The organism is Thioalkalivibrio sp. ALD1 (assembly GCF_000381245.1).
In the GTDB taxonomy this organism is placed as follows: domain Bacteria; phylum Pseudomonadota; class Gammaproteobacteria; order Ectothiorhodospirales; family Ectothiorhodospiraceae; genus Thioalkalivibrio.
The window spans coordinates 145,315-161,236 of the sequence record NZ_KB906241.1; the positions used below are offsets into that span (position 1 = coordinate 145,315).

The 15,922-nt window shown below is 66.7% G+C and carries 16 protein-coding genes; 15 read left to right on the top strand and 1 reads right to left on the bottom strand.

All coding sequences use genetic code 11. The features are described 5' to 3' along the window. Positions 1–43 precede the first annotated feature (43 nt). The 6 genes from F623_RS0100720 to F623_RS0100745 all read left to right on the top strand — a co-directional run bounded on the left by F623_RS0100720 (position 44) and on the right by F623_RS0100745 (position 5,545). Complete coding sequence (locus tag F623_RS0100720; RefSeq protein WP_018868184.1) at positions 44–970, top strand: metal ABC transporter substrate-binding protein; 927 nt, start codon at positions 44–46, stop codon at positions 968–970. Positions 971–1,059: 89 nt separating this feature from the next. Further along, on the top strand, positions 1,060–1,668 hold the full coding sequence (locus tag F623_RS0100725; RefSeq protein ID WP_018868183.1) for an ABC transporter ATP-binding protein: 609 nt from the start codon (positions 1,060–1,062) through the stop codon (positions 1,666–1,668). Then, positions 1,658–2,428, top strand: coding sequence for a metal ABC transporter permease (locus F623_RS0100730; RefSeq protein WP_018868182.1), 771 nt, complete (start codon positions 1,658–1,660; stop codon positions 2,426–2,428). Before F623_RS0100725 ends, F623_RS0100730 begins: the two co-directional genes overlap by 11 nt. Before the next feature lie 281 nt (positions 2,429–2,709). Next, positions 2,710–3,669: a YafY family protein gene (locus F623_RS0100735; protein ID WP_018868181.1), complete on the top strand. Its 960-nt coding sequence runs from the start codon at positions 2,710–2,712 to the stop codon at positions 3,667–3,669. Positions 3,670–3,931: 262 nt separating this feature from the next. Next, a complete protein-coding gene (locus F623_RS0100740) occupies positions 3,932–5,041 on the top strand; it encodes a sugar-transfer associated ATP-grasp domain-containing protein (RefSeq protein WP_018868180.1) in 1,110 nt (369 codons plus the stop codon). 90 nt (positions 5,042–5,131) lie between these two features. Continuing rightward, the gene (locus tag F623_RS0100745; RefSeq protein ID WP_018861213.1) at positions 5,132–5,545 is read left to right on the top strand and encodes an HIRAN domain-containing protein; all 414 of its coding nucleotides are present in this window, start codon (positions 5,132–5,134) and stop codon (positions 5,543–5,545) included. Between the two features lie 32 nt (positions 5,546–5,577). Here F623_RS0100745 and F623_RS0100750 read toward each other — a convergent pair whose 3' ends face one another. Further along, positions 5,578–6,945, bottom strand: coding sequence for an NAD-dependent succinate-semialdehyde dehydrogenase (locus tag F623_RS0100750; RefSeq protein WP_018861212.1), 1,368 nt, complete (start codon positions 6,943–6,945; stop codon positions 5,578–5,580). A gap of 369 nt (positions 6,946–7,314) precedes the next feature. Here F623_RS0100750 and F623_RS0100755 point away from each other — a divergent pair, with 369 nt between their 5' ends. The 9 genes from F623_RS0100755 to F623_RS0100795 all read left to right on the top strand — a co-directional run bounded on the left by F623_RS0100755 (position 7,315) and on the right by F623_RS0100795 (position 15,922). Beyond that, the gene (locus F623_RS0100755; RefSeq protein ID WP_018861211.1) at positions 7,315–8,277 is read left to right on the top strand and encodes a complex I NDUFA9 subunit family protein; all 963 of its coding nucleotides are present in this window, start codon (positions 7,315–7,317) and stop codon (positions 8,275–8,277) included. Positions 8,278–8,293: 16 nt separating this feature from the next. Further along, positions 8,294–9,526 (top strand): multifunctional CCA addition/repair protein, encoded by a 1,233-nt coding sequence (locus tag F623_RS0100760; protein WP_018868179.1) that lies wholly within the window; start codon positions 8,294–8,296, stop codon positions 9,524–9,526. Between the two features lie 131 nt (positions 9,527–9,657). After that, entirely contained in the window at positions 9,658–10,314 is a 657-nt protein-coding gene (locus F623_RS0100765) for a protein-L-isoaspartate O-methyltransferase (RefSeq protein ID WP_018868178.1), read from the top strand. 118 nt (positions 10,315–10,432) lie between these two features. Next, positions 10,433–11,785 carry a TolC family outer membrane protein gene (locus F623_RS0100770; RefSeq protein ID WP_018861208.1) on the top strand — a complete coding sequence of 451 codons (1,353 nt, stop codon included), beginning with the start codon at positions 10,433–10,435 and terminating at the stop codon, positions 11,783–11,785. After that, the gene (locus F623_RS0100775) at positions 11,782–12,345 is read left to right on the top strand and encodes an isochorismatase family protein (RefSeq protein ID WP_018868177.1); all 564 of its coding nucleotides are present in this window, start codon (positions 11,782–11,784) and stop codon (positions 12,343–12,345) included. The genes F623_RS0100770 and F623_RS0100775 overlap by 4 nt, the downstream gene beginning before the upstream one ends. Before the next feature lie 30 nt (positions 12,346–12,375). Next, positions 12,376–12,516 (top strand): hypothetical protein, encoded by a 141-nt coding sequence (locus F623_RS13455; RefSeq protein WP_196799362.1) that lies wholly within the window; start codon positions 12,376–12,378, stop codon positions 12,514–12,516. A 10-nt stretch (positions 12,517–12,526) separates the two neighbouring features. Continuing rightward, the gene (locus tag F623_RS0100785) at positions 12,527–13,378 is read left to right on the top strand and encodes a hypothetical protein (RefSeq protein ID WP_018868176.1); all 852 of its coding nucleotides are present in this window, start codon (positions 12,527–12,529) and stop codon (positions 13,376–13,378) included. Further along, complete coding sequence (locus F623_RS0100790; RefSeq protein ID WP_018861205.1) at positions 13,378–14,448, top strand: homoserine O-succinyltransferase; 1,071 nt, start codon at positions 13,378–13,380, stop codon at positions 14,446–14,448. The genes F623_RS0100785 and F623_RS0100790 overlap by 1 nt, the downstream gene beginning before the upstream one ends. A gap of 133 nt (positions 14,449–14,581) precedes the next feature. Continuing rightward, complete coding sequence (locus F623_RS0100795; RefSeq protein WP_018868175.1) at positions 14,582–15,922, top strand: MFS transporter; 1,341 nt, start codon at positions 14,582–14,584, stop codon at positions 15,920–15,922.

Consider the following 15,922-nt stretch of genomic DNA (forward strand, 5'->3'; position numbering starts at 1 on the left):
CCTGCCGGCCCTATCCGTACCCCGATATCACCAGGAGTCCCGCATGCCTTTTAGCAAGACTCGCACCCGGATCACCCGGACCCTCGCCGCCGTTGCCTCGGTGGCGGCACTTGCCCTCATCCTGCTACCCGCGCACGCGGCCGCCGGACTGAACATCGTGGCCACCACCTCCAGCCTAGGAGCCCTGGCCCGCGAGATCGGTGGTGACGAGGCCGACGTCCGTGTGCTCGCGCCGCCGGACCGCGATGCACATTACCTGGACGCCCGCCCCAGCTTCATGGCCGCCCTGCGCCGGGCCGACATGCTGCTGGAGATCGGGGCCGGCCTCGAGGAAGGCTGGCTGCCCGCCGCCCAGCGCGGCGCCAACAACCGCGCAATCAACTCGGGGCAGCCGGGCCACTTCCGCGCAGCCGACAAGGTCGAACTGCGCCGTTCCATCACCATGGACGGGCCGAACATGGGCCACGTGCACGAGGAGGGCAATCCGCATTTCAATGCCGACCCCCTACGCATGGCCGAGATCGGGCTCGCGCTGGCCGAACGCATGGGCGAGCTGCACCCGGTTCACGCCGAGGCCTTCGTGCAGCGCGCAGAGGCGGCCGCCGAACGCCTGCGCGAACACGCCGAGAAGCTGGCCGAGCGTGTGGAGCCAGACCAGCGCATCGTGGTCTACCACGAGGACCTCGACTATCTGGAAGAGTGGCTGCCGGTCGAGATCGTCGGCTATCTGGAACCGGCGCCGGGGATCCCGCCCACCGCGCGCCATCTGCGCAGTCTCGTGGATGATCTCGAAGGCACCGAGGGCACTGTCCTGTACGCCGAGTTTCAGCCGCCTCGCGGCGCCGAATTCCTGGAACGTAACCTGGGCTGGCCGACGCACGCCGTACCACTGGATCCACCGGCGGACTCCGGCCTCGATGGCTACCTCGAACTGATGAGCACCTGGGCGCAGGCCCTGCCCCAGCGCTGAAGAAAGCAGAAGTCGCTGTCACGACGGACCCGGAAAGGCGCTTTTCGGGTCCGTTATCATTGGCCACCGCCCCATTCGCGCGAACCTGCATGCCACCCGAGCCAGTCCCGCCCATCCTGCATACCCAGTCGGCCCTCCTGGGGTTCGACCGTCCGGTGATCGGGCCTTTGTCCCTGGAGATCCCGACAGGTGCCCGCTGGGCCCTGACCGGACCCAACGGGGTGGGCAAGTCGTTGCTGCTGAAAGCCATCACCGGACAGGCCCGCGTTCACGGCGGGCGTTTTGAACTCGCCCCCCGTACGCGACCCAGCCTGCTGGCTCAGGACCACGCCCGCCCGCAGCCCTGGCCCCTGTCCGGACACGACTGGCTGCGCGCGATGGGAGCCAGCGTGCCCGAACATGAAGGAGTTCGGGCCCTGCTGGATCGGCGGCTGGACCGCCTGAGCGGCGGCCAGTGGCAACTCCTGCGTCTGGCCGCCGTACTGACCAGCCGAGGTGAAGACGCGTCCGCGCGGCCGTTGATCCTGCTGGATGAACCCGCCAATCACCTGGATGCCGAGGTTCGTGCCGACGCGGTGGAACTGATCAAGGCCGTCCCGGCCGAGACGACCTTGCTGATCACCAGCCACGACGATGACTTCCTGCAGGCGCTCGGCCTGGAGAGACACCCACTTGCGGAGTACCTGGATGCCGGGTGACCTGCTGCTGACACCCTTCATTGCCGGCGTGCTCGTCACCATGGCGCTGGCGCTCGCCGGGGCCGGTCTGTTCCTGCGCGGCTCTGTCTGGCAGGCGCTGGCCCTGGGGCAATGGGCGGCTGTGGGCGGGGTGCTCGCCTCCGTCCTGCACTGGCCGGTGCTGCCCGTGGCGCTGCTGCTGGGTGGCGGCGTCATGGCACTGCTGCAGCGCAGCCGGGATCGGGAGCGCCTGCCCCTGGCCGTTTTCCTCGCCGGCCTGGCGGCGGTCACGCTACTGGCCGCCAACTTTGCTCAGGCCAGCCTGGCGGCCGCTGCCTGGGCCGAAGGGCAGCTCTACTTTGCCGGCCCCAACGAACTCTGGGCCACGATCGGTCTGGGCCTGCTGACCGTCCTTATGGTCCCGGCACTGCTCCGCGTTTGGCTGCATGCCCAGATCGCACCGGATGTGTCGGCGGCAAGCAGGCCGGCGGTCTGGCAGCATCTGGGCGAAGTGGTTTGGCTTGTCGCCGCGATCGTGCTGGGGAGCATGGTCCTGGGTCTTCCGGCTGCCCTGGCCACCCTGCTGCTGCCGGCCTGGGGTGCGGCCTGGCTGGCTCGCAACCTCACCGGGCTCGTGCTCTGGACGCAGGGCATCGCCCTGTTCGGTTTCCTGGTCGCCTGGACCATCAGCCTGCCGCTGGATCAGCCCTTTGCACCGGTGCTGGTCCTGGTCAACGTCATGCTCGCGCTCGGCGCCCGCCTCTCAGCCTTGCTGCGCTAATCCTGGCCGTGAGGACAACACGACTATTGACACGCAAATACATATGAGTATGATTCTCACTTAGATGTGCAGCCCGGACAGCTGTATGTCGCCAGGACGAAAGGCGGCCTGCTGCCTTTGGTCTCTCCAACCTCCGTTAAGCGTTACCGCCGGATGAATCATCCGGCGGTTTTTTTGCCATCTCGACTCGAAGCGTTCGAGTCCGCTACCGAGTCCGTGCTGTTGCGCAACAACCACCGTTACGCTTAGCGTTCCAGAATGTCCCTCTCCCTGCTGACCCGGTGAACCGCGCCGAACGCATCTTTCATCTGCACCGTCTGCTGCAGGCGCGGCGCCCGCCGTCGCTGGCGGACCTGATGGAACGGCTCGAGGTCTCGCGCGCCACGATCAAGCGTGACATCGAGTACATGCGCGATTTCATGCAGGCGCCGATCGAATACGACCCGCAGACCAACGGCTACCGATACGAGCAGGACGCCCCGGCCTTCGAACTGCCCGGGCTGTGGTTCAACGAGTCCGAGTTGCTGGCGCTTCTGACCATGGAGCAGTTGCTGGAGGATGTGCAGCCGGGTCTGCTGGCGCCCACACTGGGCCCGCTGAAGGACCGCATTCGCGACTTGCTTGCCAGCGGCGGGCACCAGCCGGACGCCGTGCGCCGCCGCATCCGCATCCAGCCGCTGGCGCAGCGCGGCGGCCGCAGCGAGGGCTTTCAGGCCGTGGCCACCGCCACGCTGGACGAGCAGCCGATCGCGATCGAGTACCACGGTCGCGCCCGCGACACCGCGACCCAGCGCGTCGTGCATCCACAGCGCCTGCTTTATTACCGCGACAACTGGTATCTGATTGCCTGGTGCGAGCAGGCACAGGACCTGCGCACCTTTGCCCTGGAACGCATCCGTTCGACAGCCCTGGCCGAGGGCACCTATCGCGACATCGACGAGGTCACGCTGGACGCCCACACCGGCTCGGCCTTCGGTATCTTTACCGGCCCGGCACGGGAATGGGCCGAGCTGCGCTTCACCCCGGAACACGCGCGCTGGGTCGCCGACGAGACCTGGCATCCGGACCAGATCGGCGAATACGAGGGCGAGGCCTACCGCCTGCGAATCCCCTATGCCGACCCGACCGAACTGATCCAGGAGATCCTTCGCCATGGGCCCGGCGTCGAGGTGCTCGCCCCCGCCAGCCTGCGCATGCGCGTCGCCTCGGCCCTCAGGGAAGCGGCCAGTCAGTACCCGTAAGAGCCGACGCTGCGCAATCACCAGACCGGCGCCGCGCATGCGAAGTCACAAAACGGAGGCATGCCCGCGAGCGGCAAGGAAGTTTTGTGAACTTTCGTTCATCCAGCTGCTTCTCTACCTCCGCCACGATCCCTAGCATTCGAAATACACGTGGACAGCGTCTAACAAAGGCGGAGGAACCTCAGGGATGTGGCGCGCATATCGATCAATAAAAAGGCGCTATGGCCGCTATCGGCTTTACCGGGTGCATCGCAGGGAAGCGATGAAACTGCTGCGGCCGATCGAGAGACAAAAGGGGCGCCTGCCCAGCTCAGTCCGCCGCCAGACGCGAGAGTACGCCACCGAAGTGCTCGGCTGGAGCGGCTATGCCGACTGGCTTCAGGTGTACGCGGCCGTGGCCGGAGAATTTCGCGAGGGATGGATTCCCGGCAACTACTACAGCCAGGTGGTATTGCCGACCGTCAACCGCAAGGCGGGTCAGATCTCCAGCATCCGCTCGCTGTCGCGGCATCTCTTTCGCAGCCCTCACTTTCCCGATCGCGCCCACGTGATGAACGGTCGGCTGATGTCGCCATCCTTTCGCCCAATCCCGGACGATGCCTGGGAACGCACGCTATTCCGCCATTCCAGTCGTGTCGTATTCAAACCCGACGGCGGCCGCGAGAGCAGCGGGGTGATGTTGCTGGACGCCCAGTCACTGGACCGTGAACGCCTACGGACGCTGCCCGACGGCACCCTGCAGGAGTTCGTGGTCCAGCATGAACTGTTCGACCGCATCGCCCCCGGGTTTGTAACCACGCTGCGCATCACCACCGTCCTGCATCCCGATGGCCAGGCTCGCGCCCGCGCCGCGTTCCTGCGCACGGGTATCGACCCCAACCAGCACGCTCCACAGGCGGCCGACTTCTGTATTCCGCTGAATCATGCCACGGGGGAGCTGGAAGAACTGTACATCCCCGTCTCGGTCGATACCGGACGTCTGGGCGCCTTCGGCTATCTCCCTGACTGGACCGAGACAGAACGCCACCCCGTATCCGGCATCATGTTCGCGGGTCTCGAGGTCCCCGCCTTCCGCGAGGCCGTCTCGGTCGTGGAGAAACTCCACAACCGGATCCCCCATGTCGGCTGCATCGGCTGGGATGTCGCCATCAGCCGCCAGGGCGAGGTTCGCCTGCTCGAGTGGAATGCACGATTGCCGGCGATTACCTTCGCCGAGGCCGCCATGGGCCCCTGTTTCACCGGCCTCGACTGGGAGGACCTCTGGCGCCCGCCGGAACAACGCCCCGCCCCCGCAACCCCTCCCCTGCAAGACCCACCCGGCAACAAGGTCAAGGCCCCCATTACCGCCAAGCCGCGGCCCAAACCCGCCTGAGCGAGAACGCCCTCAGGCCCGGTGGCTCATTCTGTGAGCCACCCCCGGTGCTACAACGGACTCCTGATACAGACAAGAACGGAGTCCGAGATGCCCAACAAGACCCAGCAAGCCCGCCCGATCCCCACCCTGCGCGGCTACTACGCCAAACGCGGGCGCTACAGCGCGACCGCGACCACCGAGGAACTGCTGCAGACCATCCCGCTAGCCGGCTTCCGCCACCACGACGCCCCGAAGCTGTGGAACGCGCTGAAGCGCGGCCAGGCCCTGACCCTGCGCCGGGAACGGCTGAACCCGCACGATGACAAGGCCGTCGCCATCGACTGGGTCGACCATCAACTTGGTTACCTGCCGCGTGATCGGAACAGCCTGGCCGCCGAGCTACTGGACCGCGACGAGCCCCTGGTGGCCCGCATCCTGGAAAAGCGCGATCACGCCGACCGCCACAGCCGCCTGGAACTCGGCCTGTACCGCGCCAGACCACGGCGGGCCGCTGCACACTAACGGCCCAGACGGCATCAGTGATCCGAGGGGCTCTAGCCCACCCAGATGGTCTTGGCGTTCTGGAACTCGCGGATGCCGAGCTCGGAGAGTTCGCGGCCGTAACCGGAGTCCTTGACCCCGCCGAAGGGCAGGCGCGGATCGCTCTTGACGATGCCGTTGACGAAGGCGCAGCCGCATTCCAGGCGCCGGGCCAGAGCCTCGCCACGGACCGGGTCGGCGGTCCAGACACTGCCGCCCAGGCCGAAACGCGAGCGGTTGGCGAGGGTAACCGCGTGATCGGCGTTACGCGCCCGGGTCACCGCGGCCACCGGGCCGAAGGTCTCCTCGTCGAAGGCGGGCATGCCCGGCTCGACCGCGTCCAGTAGCGTGGGCGGATAGAAGAAACCCGCGCGATCCAGCGACTCGCCGCCGCTCACGAGCCGCGCGCCGGCGTTGACCGTACGCCTGACCTGGTCGTGCAGTTCGTCGCGCAGGTCGCCGCGCGCCAGCGGCCCGATATTCGTGTCGTCGCTCATCGGATCGCCGATTACCAGCGCCTCGATGGCCGTCCGGAATCGCTCGACAAAGGCGTCCGCGATCGATTCCTCGACGATGAAGCGCTTGGCGGCGATGCAGGTCTCGCCGTTGTTCTGGAAACGCCCGCGCACCGCCTGTTCGACGGTGTGGTCGAGATCGGCGTCCGCCAGCACGACAAAGGCATCCGAGCCGCCCAGTTCCAGTACCGAGGTCTTGAGTGCCTTGCCGGCGGCCGCGCCCACCGCGCGCCCAGCGCGCTCCGACCCCGTCAGGCTCACACCCTGCACGCGGGCGTCGGCGATGATGCCTTCCACCGCGTCCGACCCCACCGGCAGGTTCTGGAACACGCCCTCGGGCATACCGGCTTCAGTGAACACACGCCCCAGATGCTCCGCGCAGCCGGGGACATTGGAGGCATGCTTGAGCAGCACGGTGTTGCCGGCCAGGGTCGCCGGGAGTGCCTGACGAAACGCCTGCCAGTAGGGGAAGTTCCAGGGCATGACCAGCAGGACGGTACCCAACGGCTGCCAGGCGATGAAGGAGCGGCTCGCGTCCGAGGCGATCATCGTGTCCTGGAGAAAGTCCGGCCCGCGGTCGGCGTAGTACTCGCAGGCATTCGCGCACTTGTCGACCTCGGCGCGCGCCTCGATCAGGCGTTTGCCCATCTCCTGCGTGGCGGTGCGCGCCAGCACCTCGCGCTGATCACGCAACACAGTGGCCAGGTCGCGCAGACACTGAGCCCGTACCGATGCCGGATGCGCCGCCCAGTCCTGCTGAGCGCTGGCCGCCCGGGCCAGCGCGGCCTCCAGGGCCTCGGGACCCATGCGCGGGTACTGGGCCAGGGTTTCGCCAGTGGCGGGATTGATCGCGGTCAGGTCGGTCATGTCGAGGCCTCGGAATGAACAAGGGAAACACTGATCAATGTACACGCTCGCTGCTTCGTCGCTATTGCGTGAGAACAAGGCGCGGTAACTGCCGTGCAGTCATTCTGCACAAGGGAACCGCAACGCCGTTCCCACGCAATAGCGGCCGAGCCCCTTCGGGGTTGGCACCCCAGGTTCCCCGATCCTGCGTTGCGCCGCTTGCGGGTAGAACCACTACCCGCTGCACGGCGCGCCTTGTCTCGGAAAACCTGGGGTACCAACGCGAGTGAGTACATTGATCAGTGTTTCCCTGACGGAACCCGGTTTGAAGATTGACAGTCACCCGAGTATAAGACCACCCCCACTGGCTTTCGGAAGGACCTTGGGACCATGTCGATTGATTCGATTCGCTCTGTCTGCCTGCTCGGCGGCACCGGCTTTGTCGGCCATCAGATCATCCGCCGCCTGATCGACCGCGGTATCCGCGTGCGCGTACTGTCGCGCCGCCCGCACCGCCACCGTGACCTGCTGGTGAACCCCGAGGTCGATCTGATCGAGGGCAGCGCCCACGACCCGGCCACGCTGGAACGCGTCTTCGCCGGACAAGACGCGGTGATCAACCTCGTCGGCATCCTGAACGAGCGCGGACGCAACGGCTCCGGCTTTCGCGCCGCACATGTGGAGCTGACACAAAAGGCTCTGGCGGCCGCCGAAAGCTGCGGGGTCCGCCGCTTCCTGCAGATGAGCGCGCTGAACGCCGACATGGAGAATCCGCCGAGCCACTACCTGCGGACCAAGGGCGAGGCGGAACAGCTGGCGCTCGCCTGCGAGGCCTTCCCGGTCACGGTGTTTCGCCCCTCGGTGATCTTCGGACGCGATGACTCCCTCCTGAACCGCTTCGCTACCCTGCTGAAGATCTCGCCGGTCATGCCGCTGGCGCGCGCGGATGCGAAATTCGCGCCCGTCTACGTGGGCGACGTCGCCGAGCATTTCGTGGATGCCCTGGACAACCCCGAGACCTTCGGCGAGGGCTTTGAGCTATGCGGCCCGCAGACCTACAGCCTGGAAGAACTGGTGCGCTATGTCGGCCGTCTGATCGGCCATCGCCGCCCGGTCATCGCGCTGCCCGACTGGGCCGGCAAACTGCAGGCCAGCGTGTTCGAGTTCGTGCCCGGCAAGCCGCTGTCGCGTGACAACTTCGCCTCGCTGACCATCGACAGCGTCTGCGAAGGCGATTCCCGCCTGCCCTGCCCGACACGGCTCGAGTCGATCGCACCGGAGTATCTCGGTGGCGGCCTCGAAGCGCGCAAGCAGGCCCTGCGTACCCATACGCGCGAGGTCGATCGCGGCTAGCGGCCGCGCGAGCGCCATGCAGACCTATCTCGTCGGGGGCGCGGTGCGCGACCGGCTGCTGGGGCGCCCGGTGCACGAACGCGACTACGTGGTGGTCGGCGCCACGCCGGAGGCGATGGAGGCCGCCGGTTTCCGCCCGGTGGGGCGCGACTTCCCGGTCTTTCTGCACCCCGATACGCACGAGGAATACGCGCTGGCGCGCACCGAGCGCAAGACCGCGCGCGGCTACCACGGTTTCCAGTTCAACGCCTCGCCCGAGGTCCCGCTGGAAGACGACCTCGAGCGCCGTGACCTCACCATTAACGCGATGGCGGAGGACACCGACGGCCACCTGATCGACCCCTACAACGGGCAGGCCGACCTGAAGGCACGCCTGCTGCGCCATGTCTCCCCCGCTTTTTCCGAGGACCCCGTGCGGCTGCTGCGCGTGGCGCGCTTTGCCGCGCAGCTGGAGCCGTGGGGTTTTCGGGTCGCCGACGACACGCGGGAGCTGATGCGCGATCTGGTCACCTCCGGCGAGGTCGACGCCCTGGTGCCGGAACGCGTCTGGGCCGAATGCGAAAAGGCCCTGAAGAGTCCCGCCCCGCGCCGCTTTATCGAAGTCCTGCGCGAGGCCGGGGCGCTGGGCCGACTGTTTCCCGAGGTCGAATGCCTGTTTGGTGTCCCGCAGCCGGCGCGCTATCACCCGGAGATCGACACCGGCGTGCATACCCTGATGGTGCTGGACCAGGCCACCCGCCTGTCCAAGGCCCCGGAGGTCCGCTTCGCCGCGCTGGTACACGACCTTGGCAAGGGCAATACCGACCCCGAGATCCTGCCCAGCCACCACGGCCACGAGGAACGCGGAGTCGTGCTGATCCGCGCGCTGGCCGAACGCCTGCGCATCCCCAACCGGTATCGCGACCTGGCCGTACGGGTCGCGCGCTACCACGGACTGGTGCACCGGGTCTTCGACCTGCGCCCGAAGACGGTGATGAAACTGGTGGACGGACTGGATGCCCTGCGTCGGCCGGAGAACGTCGAGCCCTTCCTGCTCGCGGTGGAGGCGGATTTTCGCGGCCGCACCGGCTGGGAGGACAAGCCCTATCCGCAGGCCAATGCAGTACGCCGCGCCGTGGCCGCCGCACAGGGGGTCGACATACAGCCCCTGATGGCCGAAGGACACAAGGGCAAGGCCCTTGGCGAGGCCCTGGAGCGCGACCGTATCCGGGCGATCGAGGATGCCCTGCACACCGCCCCGAACCCGTAGGAGGCCAGCCCTCTGGCCGAATGGGGCCTGATCAACATCCCATCGGCCAGAGGGCTGGCCTCCTACAACTTGCCTGGACGAGCGCGCGAACGTACTCTTTCGCGGCTATTGATGTACTCGAGGACACCGCGATGGATTTCGCCAAGGCCCGGTTAAACATGGTCGAACAGCAGGTCCGCCCCTGGGAGGTGCTGGACATGCGCGTGCTGGACGTGATGGAGACGCTCCCGCGCGAGCGTTTCATGCCAGACGCCTACAAGGCCCTGGCGTACGCGGATTCCGAGATCCCGCTGGGCCACGGCGCGCACACCCTGCCACCCGTAGTAATCGGACGGCTGTTGCAGGCTGTCGCGGCACAACCGACCGAGACGGTGCTGGAGATCGGCACCGGATCCGGCTATGTCACCGCCTGCCTGGCGCGTCTGGCCGCGCACGTCGAATCCATCGAGCGCGTCGACGAGTTACGCCTGAATGCCCGCAACACACTGGTCGACCTGGGTCTGGAGAACTCCAGCCTGCGCACCGCCACTGTGACCCCTGAGTGGGCACCTCCGCGCGAGCGCTATGATGTGATCGTGCTGACCGGCGCGATGACCGACTACAACGACTTCCTCGAGCGCTATCTGACCCTCGGTGGCCGGCTATTCGTAATTACGGGTGACGGCCCGATCATGCAGGCCAACCTGATCACCCGCACCACCGAGGACAGCGTCCGCCACGACGTCCTGTTCGAAACCCGCGTAAAGCCGCTGGTCGGTTTCGAACCGAAGCCCGCCTTCGAGTTCTGAACCCCCTGCTTCGGGGCTCACCTGCTGGGCTTTCATCACGGAAACGCCGATCCGCGTGCACATTGATTGGCGTTTCCCTACGATGGGGCTTTCCCTGTCCGCTCAGGAAACCGCGCCGATGAACTGGTCCGTCAAACGCATCTCTTCCGTGCTGGCTGTCGCCGGCATTGCCCTGCTGGTGGCGAGCCCCGCCCCTGCCGCCAGCCTGCTTGAGGTCTACGAACGCGCCGCCACCGAGGACGCCGAGCTGCGTGCAGCCAAAGCCGAGTATCGCAGCATTCTGGAGCGCCGCCCGCTTGCCCGCTCCGCGTTCCGGCCGCAGATCACCGGCGATGCCGAGGCCGGTGCCTTCTACAACGACTATCGTGGCCAGGACAGTTTCGACGGACGCCAGACAAGCTTTGGCGTCTCCCTGGTGCAGAGCCTCTACGACCGGCGCAACTACATTGAGCTGGCACAGGCGGATCTCGAGATTGCGCGGGCGGAGGCCGAGCTGGACGCGGCCCGCCAGGACCTGATCCTGCGGGTATCCGAAGCCTATTTCGATGTATTGATCGCGCAGGAGACGCTGGCCTTTCGCGAGGCGGAGCTCGAGGCCATTGGTCAACAACTGGAACAGACCGAACGCCGCTTCGAGGTGGGCCTTATCGCCAGCACCGACGTGAAAGAGGCCCAGGCCCAGCGCGACATTGCCGAGGCCGAGCGCATCGCCGCCGAAAATCAGTTGGATGTGGCGCGCGAACAGCTCGCGGTGATCACGAACACCTACTGGGACGAGCTCGACATCCTGCGCGAGGATGCCGAGCTGACCCCGCCGGACCCGGCCGACCCCCAAGCCTGGGTGGATATCGCGCTCGAGAACAACCTGGAACTGGCCGCCCAGCGCTTGACCACGGAGACGGCCCGCGAACAGATCGATCGTCAGCGCGCCGAGGGCTACCCAAGGCTGAACCTCAACGCATCGGTCAGCGAAAACCGCTTCCACGGCATCGATGACGGTGGCACAACTCAGCAGGGTGTGGGCCCGTTCTTCAACGAGGGGACCGAGGCACAGGTGGGTGTGCGCCTGGAGTTCCCCCTCTACTCGGGCGGGCGTGTAAACGCACTCACACGACAGGCCCGCGAGGACTTCCAGGCTGCACAGGAAAGCCAGTCGTTGGTGGAACGCCGTACGACGCAGGACACCCGTAACGCCTACCTGTCGGTCATCGCCAACAGCTCGCGCGTGCGCGCCCTGGAACAGGCGCTGATCTCTACCCAGTCCGCCTTTGAAGCGGCCGAGGCCGGGTTCGAGGTTGGTACGCGCACGCAGGTCGACGTGCTGCTGGCCCTGCGCGAGGTGTTCCGCGCCGAGCGGGACTACGCCGAGGCGCGCTACGGATTCCTCACCGACTCCCTGCGCCTTCAGCGCGCCGCGGGCCGCCTCAGTGTCGCGGACCTGGAATCGATCAACCAGTTGCTGGAGCGATGACGGCCGATCCACGCGCCCGCTGCGACCGTGCCCGTTCCCGCCTGGTCCTGATCGACCTGCAGGAGCGGCTGCTAGCGGCGATGCCGGACAACGAGCGCGAGGCAGTGGAACGCCACACAGCTCGGCTCGTCAAGGCCGCGCGCAAGCTGGAAATCCCGATCGAAGTCTCGCGCCAGTATCCGAAGGGGCTGGGCGAGGTCGCCGCGAGTCTGCAGCAGGCGCTGGACGGCCACGGCATACTGACCGACAAGACGGCCTTCTCCTGCTGTGCAGAAGATGACCTGCACGCGCGCCTGACCGGCGGCGACCAGGTCATCCTGACCGGGGCCGAAGCGCATATCTGCGTCACACAGACCGCGCTGGAACTGCTGGACGCAGGTGTTACCGTATTCGTCGTCGAGGACGGCGTCTGCTCGCGTGACGCGACGCGCAAACGCAACGGACTGGAGCGCCTGCGCGCGGCGGGCGCGATCATCACCAACCACGAATCGGTGCTGTTCGAGTGGCTGCGCGACGCGGCCGACCCACAGTTCCGCGAGCTCAGCCAACTGATCCGCTAACCAATAACAGGGAGAAACGCAGGGATGCGCATGCTAGGAAACATTCTGCTGGGCGCGTGGCTGATCCTGTTCGGCCTGCGCGGCCTGCTGGGCCTTCAGTTTCAGTACGACCACTATGTGATCAGCGGTCTGGCCGTGATCGCAGGTATCCTGTTCATCCTGCGACGTTAATCGAGCCGCCATGCGCCTTTCGCCCGAAGAATACCGCCAACTGGACCACCGCCGGATCACCCTGCTGGGGATGTCCGGTGTCGGCAAGACGCGCCTGTCCAACATGCTCCGGCGCGAGGAATGGTTCCACTACTCGGGTGACTATCGCATCGGTACGCGCTACCTGAGCGAGCCGATCCTGGACAACATCAAGGCCCAGGCGATGGCCGTTCCGTTTCTGCGCGACCTGCTGCGCTCGGACTCGATCCAGATCATCAACAACATCACGGTGGACAACCTGCACCCGGTCGCGAGCTTTCTCGGCAAGCTCGGCAACCCGGAGTTGGGCGGTCTGCCCCTGACCGAGTTCAAGCGGCGCCAGAACCTGCACCACGAGGCCGAGGTGCAGGCGATGCTTGACGTGCCCGACTTCATCCACAAGGCGCAGACGCTGTTTGGCTATCCGCATTTCGTCAACGATGCCGGCGGGTCGGTCTGCGAGCTGGACAGCCCCGGCGTGCTGGAGACTCTCTCCGAGCACACGTTGATCCTCTACATCAAGGCGACCGACGAAGACGAGCGCCAGTTGATCGAGCGCGCGGAACGCGATCCGAAACCGCTGTACTACCGCGAGGCCTTCCTCGACCAGCAACTGGCCGAATACATGCGCGACGAGGGACTGGACTATGTCGCCCAGATCGACCCGGACGCCTTCGTGCGCTGGGTGTTCTCGCGCCTGTTTCGTGCACGCCTGCCACGTTACGAGGCGATCGCCGAGGCGCACGGTTACACCATCAGCACCACGGAGCTCGCGCAGGTCCGCAACGCCGCGGACTTCGACGACCTGGTCTGCATGGCACTGGAACGGGAGGCACGACTGTAATGCCACTCGTTGCCCACTCCGATCTGCCCACCTTCGCCCGCCTGAAGAGCGAGGGCGAGACCGTACTGCCCAGCGACTTCGCTCAGCAGCAGGAGATCCGCGCGCTGCATATCGGGCTGTTGAACATGATGCCGGACGCCGCCCTGGCGGCCACCGAGCGCCAGTTCTTCCGCCTGATCGGCGAGAGCAACCAGATCGCGCAGTTCTACATCCACCCCTTCACCCTGCCGCAGCTCAAGCGCGGGCCAAAGGGGCGCGATCACATCAAGCAGTACTACGAGGACTTCGAGGACCTGAAGAAGGAGGGCCTCGACGCGCTGATCATCACCGGGGCCAATGTGACCCAGCCCGATCTGGCGCTGGAGCCCTTCTGGGAGCCCCTGGCGGAGGTCGTCGACTGGGCCTGGGACAACGTGACGTCCACTCTTTGTTCCTGCCTCGCCACCCACGCCGTGCTGCAGGCCCGCTACGGCGAGCATCGCCGGCACATGGGCGAGAAGCTGTGGGGCGTGTTTCCCCATCGCGTGGTGGACCGCGGCCACCCGCTGGTCACCGGCGTGAACACGCGTTTCGACGTGCCACACTCGCGCTATAACGATGTCTCGCGCGAGCAATTCGAACGCCACGGCCTGCGTGTGCTGGTGGAGAGCGAGCTGTCCGGCATCCATCTGGGTGCATCGCCGGATGGTTTCCGCATGGTCTTCTTCCAGGGCCACCCGGAGTACGACTCGATCAGCCTGCTCAAGGAGTACAAGCGCGAGGTCGTGCGCTACATCCAGGGCGAGCGCGAGAGCTATCCGCCCCTGCCGGAGAACTACCTGCTGCCGCAGGCGGCAGCGATCCTCGACGAGCACCGCGAGCATGTGCAGGTCGCGGTCGAGCACTGCACCGAAATCCCGGCACTGCCGGAGGCACTGCTGCTCGACCGCCTGGACAACACCTGGCACGACACGGCACTGGCGGTGATGAACAACTGGCTGGGCAACGTCTACCAGTTGACGAACCTCGACCGGCGCAAGCCGTTTCGCGACAGCGTCGACCCGAACGACCCGCTCGCCGGCCGGCGCTAAGGCAGCCGAGAAGGCGGGCCAAGCGGGCTGTCACTTCCCGGGGCCACCGACTTCCACCCGGGCGTCAGTTTTCGTCAATTGCTGCGCCCGGGGCCTCGCAATAACGAGAGGCTTCTTGTAACCAAAGGTACCCATGGCCGAGACCGCTTCGGAAAAGCTGCCGCGTCCGATCCTGCACCTGTACGAGACCATCGCCGGGGACGAGGACGCGCGCGTCTGCAAGGACATCCCGGAGGATGCCTGCCGCGCGCAGCCGGTCAACTTCTTCGTCCACCTGGTCTCCAACACGCTCAGCAAGATCGGCGACGAGCTGGCATCGGCGCGGCTGGTGCTGGCCTGGCTACTGGGGGCACTGGGCGCCCCGGCCGCGTTTGCCGGATTCCTGGTTCCGATCCGCGAATCCGGGTCGCTGCTCCCGCAGCTGTTCGTCGCCGCCTCCATTCGCCGCCGCGCCATCCGCAAGGGGTTCTGGATCCTGGGCTCAGCCCTCTCCGGGCTGGCGGTCGCCGGGATGGCGATCGTCGCCGTGACCCTGGAGGGCACGGCGGCGGGCTGGGCGATCCTCGGGCTGCTGGCCGTGTTCGCGCTGGCGCGCGGCATCAACTCGGTAGCCGCGAAGGACGTGCTCGGCAAGACAATCGCCAAGCAGCGCCGTGGCACCGTGATGGGCTATGCCGCCTCGCTGGCCGGTTTCTTCACACTGGGGCTGGGGGTCTATCTGACCCTGGCGAACCTGGAGGATGCCGGCATTGGCGTGTTCGTCGCCCTGCTGGCCGCCTCCGCCGGCGCCTGGTGGGTGGCGGCCGCGACCTTTACCCGCCTGCACGAGGCGCCGGGCTCCACCGAGGGCGGCGGCAACGCGATCACCCAGGCGCTGTCCTCGGTGCGCCTGCTGTGGACCGACCGGGCGTTCGGGCATTTCGTGTTCACCCGCGCGCTGCTGATGAGCACGGCCCTGGCGCTGCCGTTCTATGTACTGCTGGCGGAAGATGCGACCTCGGGTGATCTGGGCACACTGGGACTGCTGATCCTCGCCAGCGGCCTGGCTTCGGCGGTCAGCGCCCCGATCTGGGGACGCCTTTCCGATCGTTCCGCTCGCTGGGTGCTGATCCTTTCGGGCCTGCTGGCCGCCGGGCTCGGCGTCCTGGTGGCCCTGAGTGTCTGGTTCGCGCCGGTGGATACCGACTCGGCGCTGGTGCCGGGAGGGGTGGTCTTTGCCCTGCTGTTCTTCCTGCTGGGGGTCAGCCATGCCGGCGTGCGGCTGGGGCGCAAGACCTATCTGGTGGACATGGCCACCGAGAAGACCCGCGCCGCATTCACCGCCGTCAGCAATACCGTGATCGGGGCGCTGCTGCTCGTGGGCGGGCTGTTCGGGCTGCTGGCTCAACTGGCGGGCACCGAGTTTGCGATCTTCGTGCTCGCCCTGATGAGCCTGGCCGGCGCGGTCAGCGCCTGGTGGATGAGCGAGGCCTGA